Genomic DNA, 4,454 nt, shown 5'->3' with positions numbered 1-4,454 from the left:
TCGGCTCTTTTCCTGCGCCAACCCGGAGACCCATCTCCAGAACTCTCAATCACTTAGCTGCAATCCCTTGCACCGGCGCCGACCGCTTTGCATTCGGCAGTGGAGCAAAATTGGAGCAAATGGATCATAGCAGAACCGGCCCAGTCGGCCAATACGGCCTCTCTGGTCGCCCCACATATATAGATGTGCGAGATCGGCCTTATGGACAGTCGATCCGGAGCCGGCTTTCGGCAATCCTGCCGCCATGACGGCCGAAAGCACCTCATTCCCCCTCTCCAGCCGGCGACGATCCGCTTCTGACCAAGAAGGACCTCGCCGACCGATGGCAATGCTCGGTCTCCTTTATAGAGAAGCGCCAACCTGCCGAACTGCCGCCCCGTTGTTGGGTGATCCCCGGCCAGGCCCGGTACCGGCTTTCGGACATCCTCCGATTCGAGACATCCCGGGTCGACCAGTCCCATCCCGTGACTGCCGCGGCGATGGATCCGAATTGGCCGCCATTAGGGCCGGTCGAGCGGCTCGGGTCGGGTTTCCCGATTCGTCTGCCTGTGACCGCCAAGACAGAACGGCGCAGATCGGGACGGTGGCCGGTTCCAGCCATCCAGGAGGACCAAACGGGCTAATTGGCCAGACTGCTATTCAGGCTCTTTTCCCGGTACGCTTGCCTCAGCTTCCCAAGCTTACGACGGGGGTTCGATTCCCCTCACCCGCTCCAGCGCTTAGCTGATGAAGTGATCGTCAGAGCTTCCGGCGTCGACAGTCGCCCCGTCTCCGATGTTTAGGAACTGCAATTCAATAACGGGGCTGCCGTTTTTCGCGGAATGCCCGCAGTCCCTCCGCAAGATCACGGCTCGTCAGATGAGTCTGGAAAGCGACCAGTTCCGCACGCAGGCCGGTCTGCACGACCCCGTCATGAACGGCGCGCGCCAGCGATTTCATATGTCTTAGCACTGCAGGACTCTGCTGACTGTATTGCCGGGCGATATCCTGCACCCGGTCGTGCAGCCGCTCCGCCGGAACTACCTCATTGACCAGCCCCCAGTCCATGCATTGCCGGGCGGGGAACAGCTCCGCGCTGAACAGCATGTGCCTGGCATGCGCCCCATGCATCCGGGTCAGCAGTTGCACCGTCGAGCCGGCCGCGGGAACGATGGCATATCTGGCATGACCATCGCCGATTCTCGCCGTCTCGGCGGCGATAACGACGTCGCAGGACAGGATCATTTCCAGCCCTCCCGCCACCGCCACGCCGTTGACGGCCGCCAACACCGGCATCGGCAGTGCCCGCAGCTTTTCGAGAACTCGCTGGTTATAGGCGAGCGTGTCGATCAGAGACGGCGGATCGAGTGCCAGTTCCCGGCCAAAGCCGAGCAGGTCGCCACCGGCGCAGAACGCCCTGCCGGCACCAGTGAGGATGACGACCCGCGTCGTATCATCGGCATGCAGCGCGTCCAGAACGCGATCCAGTGCGCTCACGACGTCCGGCGACAACGCATTCAGGGCTGACGGCCGGTTCAGCGTGATGGTGGCGACATGTCCGGACCGGCTGAGCAATACAGGCTCTGCCTCCGGTTCACCGGCCTGCGCAATCACAATGTCATACCTCTGCGGCAATGGTTCCAGTGCAGCTTTCAGGGCCTGGATAGGGGCCTCATCCGTTGCCGCGATCTCAACACGGACCACCGTGTTCAGCATGTCGTCTTTCCCGACCTGGATTGTCGCGGCGACCGGTCTGCCGAAGACGGCTGCGATCTCGTTTCTCACCTTTTCCTCAATGGCGCGGTCGCGCAGATCGTTCTTGACGATCTTGCCGACGGCGGTGGTCGGCAGGGCATCGATCTGGAATACCCGCTTCGGTCGGGCCGGTGGCTCGGCGATCGCACTGGCGAGATGCCGGTCGAGAGCTTCCATGTCGATGGCTGCATCCGGCGAGGCCACAACGAATAGCACCGGCACCTCACCGGCATAGGCATCGGGCATGCCTACGGCCGCGCTGATCTGCACGCCGGGAAAGGTATTGGCGACATCCTCGATGTCGGAGGGATTGATGTTGTGCCCGCTGCGGACGATGAGATCCTTTTCCCGCCCGGTCAGCACCAGCCGCTGATCTTCGGTCAGATAGCCGACATCGCCGGTGATCAGCCAGCCATCCGGACTGAGGATGCCCCGATTATGCGCGGGATCGACGTAACCAGGGAAAACCTGCGGGCCGGTGACCTGTACCAGACCGCTTTCCTGCGGCGCGCAGACTGCATCCTGCCGTGCGGGATCGAGACTGGTGACGCGCGTGCGGGCAAAGGGCGCGCGGAATCCGACGCTGCCCTGCACCGGTGCGGCGCGGCCGGCGTTGAAGGCAATGGCCGCCGCGGTCTCGGTCATGCCGTAGGTTTCATACAGCCGGATGCCGGTGCGCGACTGGAACCGGTCGCTGACTGCCTTCGGACAGACGGCGCCGCCGGTCAGCCCCATGCGGACCGAAGAGATATCGGCGCCATTGAGCGGCACTTCGGTGATGGCGGCAATCGAGGTCGGCACGCCGCCGACAATCGTCACCCTGAAGGCTTCGACGATCTTCCAGTAGGTCGCGATCACGCCCTTGTCGCGCAACCCATACGGCGACGGCACGATCATATGGCCCCCGGCTGCCAGAATCGACAGCCCCGACGTGATGGTGCCGCCGACATGGAACAACGGAAAGCCGTTGATCACGGAATCCAGTTCATCCAGGCCATGCACCTGGGCGAAGCTCCAGGCGGCATGAATCTGGTTGCCATGCGTCAGCTGCGCCAGCTTCGGGCGGCCGGTGGTGCCGCCGGTGTGGAACAGGGCGCAGACCGTGTTGCGGCCGGCCGTGCTGTCGAAATCGAGACCATCAGAACGGCAGCGTGCCTGCTCCGCGTTGAAATCCAGTTGACCGGGCGCAATGCTGGTTGATGCCCCCAGCACCACAATATTGCGCAATGTGGGCGTCAGCGCGATGACCTCGTTCGCCTTGCGCCACACGTCCGCATCCAGCTCCTCCGCCGGAATGACCAGCGTGGTCGCGCCTTCTGCCGCGAGCAGATCGGCAATCACCGCCGCATTCAGCAGATAATTGATCGTGCTGGCCACCTCGGCTGTCTGCGCACCATAAAGCGCTTCGACCATGCCGGGCAGGACCGGCGTCAGGAATGCGACGACGCCACCTGTATCGTTGCTGAGTCGATGGAAGAAATTGGCCGCGCGAATAATGGCCCGGTACAGATCGGCATGCGTCAGCGTGGCGGATTGTCCGGCATAGCCGCCGGCGGCGATCATGGTCAGCGCCGGCCGCGACGGATGCAGTTCTGCCGTGGCGCGGAACAGATCGAGCAGCGTGTGCGCGCGGACCAGCGCGTCATACGGCATCGCCTCGACGGCCTCGACATCCGCAATCGATGTGATGGTCCGGATCGCGCGTGTCGTTCTCATATCCAACTCCGGTCTTCGTACTCAATCCGGCGGCTCAGTGGACCGCCGCATACATGATGGTTTCTTCATTGGCCTGCCCGCCGGTGAATTCCTCGACGATCCGGCCCTGGCGCGACACCAGGATGCGGTCCGACAGATGCAGGATTTCCGGCAGGTAGGAGGAAATCACCACCACCGCCATGCCCTCATCCGCCAGACGGTTGATGAGCTGATGAATCTCGGCGATGGCGCCCACATCCACGCCCCGGGTCGGTTCATCGAAGATGATCAGCTTCGGCTTTTGCACCAGCGCCTTGCTGACCACGACCTTCTGCTGGTTGCCGCCCGACAGTTCGATCACGCGGGCGTCCGCATTGATCACCTTGATGTTCAGCGCCTTCGTCCATGTTTCGGCCAGCGTCTGCATCTCAGATATGCTGACCAGCCTAGAGCGGCTCTGTCCGCCGGCCATGGCGGCGACGTAGATATTCTCCGCCACCGACATCGTCTCGAAGAAACCTTCGAGCTTGCGGTCTTCGGTGACATAAATAATGCCATCGCGGATGGCGGGCCGCGGCACCCGGTAGCGCACTGGCCGGTCCTCCAGGCGGATCTGTCCGCCATGGAAGAAATCCCGCTTCAGGATGCCGGCGATCACCTTGGCGGTTTCCGTGCGGCCCGAGCCGATCAGGCCGAAAATACCGGTGATCTGGCCCGCAAAGACCGAGAAGGTGGTGTTGCGCACCATCGTGCCCATCGATAGGTTCTGCACGCTCAGCACCTTGCGGCCCGCCGGCCGCGCACGGCGTTCGCCGGCCCCGCCATAGAGTTCGTCCGACAGTGTCCGGCCGACCATGGCGCGCACGATGCGGTCGCGGTCGAAACTGCCCGTCCGATCGGTGATGACGTGCTCGCCATCGCGCAGGATGGTGATGCGGTCGGAGATCTGCAGCGCCTCTTCCAGCGCATGGGAAATGAAGATGATCGAGACACCCCGCGCCTGCAGCCGTTTCACCAGGGCGAAG

The 4,454-nt window shown here is 63.1% G+C and carries 2 protein-coding genes; both read right to left on the bottom strand.

Going from position 1 to position 4,454, the window contains the following annotated elements; translation table 11 throughout:
• Positions 1–792 precede the first annotated feature (792 nt).
• On the bottom strand, positions 793–3,450 hold the full coding sequence (locus AAG799_RS22430; protein ID WP_341899313.1) for an AMP-binding protein: 2,658 nt from the start codon (positions 3,448–3,450) through the stop codon (positions 793–795).
• A 34-nt stretch (positions 3,451–3,484) separates the two neighbouring features.
• Positions 3,485–4,454, bottom strand: a 970-nt coding sequence (locus AAG799_RS22425) for a sugar ABC transporter ATP-binding protein (RefSeq protein WP_341899311.1), incomplete at its 5' end; no start/stop codon positions are given.

The organism is Ferrovibrio terrae (genome assembly GCF_943371255.1).
Classification (GTDB): Bacteria; Pseudomonadota; Alphaproteobacteria; order Ferrovibrionales; family Ferrovibrionaceae; genus Ferrovibrio; species Ferrovibrio terrae_B.
This window is presented reverse-complemented; position numbering and strand designations above follow the sequence as displayed.

Coding starts and splice junctions, on each gene's coding strand:
- AAG799_RS22430 (WP_341899313.1), bottom strand. CDS start 3,450: ATGAGAACGACACGCGCGATCCGGACCATCACATCGATTGCGGATGTC.